1 protein-coding gene is annotated in these 563 nt (G+C 64.8%); it reads left to right on the top strand.

Annotated features, from left to right (window positions below; translation table 11 throughout):
• Positions 1-563 (top strand): efflux RND transporter permease subunit (locus BN1139_RS08900; RefSeq protein WP_041980371.1); only part of this gene is annotated, 563 nt, incomplete at both ends.

Genomic DNA, 563 nt, shown 5'->3' with positions numbered 1-563 from the left:
CCTCCGCCCGCCCCCAGCTCGGCCCCGATGCCACCGGGGTGGGTTGGGTCTACCAGTACGCGCTGGTGGACAAAACCGGCAAGCATGACCTCAGCCAGCTCACCTCCCTGCAAAACTGGTTCCTCAAGTACGAGTTGCAGACGGTGGAGGGGGTCTCCGAGGTCGCTACAGTCGGTGGCATGGTGCGCCAGTATCAGGTGCGGGTCGATCCGGACAAGCTGCGCGCCTACGGCATCCCGCTCTCCCTTATCGAGACCGCCATCAAACAGGGCAATCAGGAGACAGGCGCCTCCGTCATCGAGATGGCGGAAGCGGAGTACATGGTGCGCTCCAACGGCTATCTGAAGAGTGTCGAGGATCTGAAGCAGATCCCGCTCGGCACCACGGTACGCGGCGCCCCGCTGCTGCTGGGGGATGTGGCGGATGTGGTCACCGGCCCCCAGATGCGGCGCGGCATTGCCGAGCTCAACGGCGAAGGGGAAGTAGTGGGCGGCATCATTGTGATGCGCTACGGCGAGAATGCCCAGCACACCATCGACGGGGTCAAGGCGCGACTGGCGGAG

This window comes from Aeromonas veronii bv. veronii (assembly GCF_000820225.1).
Classification (GTDB): domain Bacteria; phylum Pseudomonadota; class Gammaproteobacteria; order Enterobacterales; family Aeromonadaceae; genus Aeromonas; species Aeromonas veronii.
The sequence above is the reverse complement of the archived record's forward strand: the minus strand, read 5'-3'. Positions and strand labels throughout refer to the sequence as shown.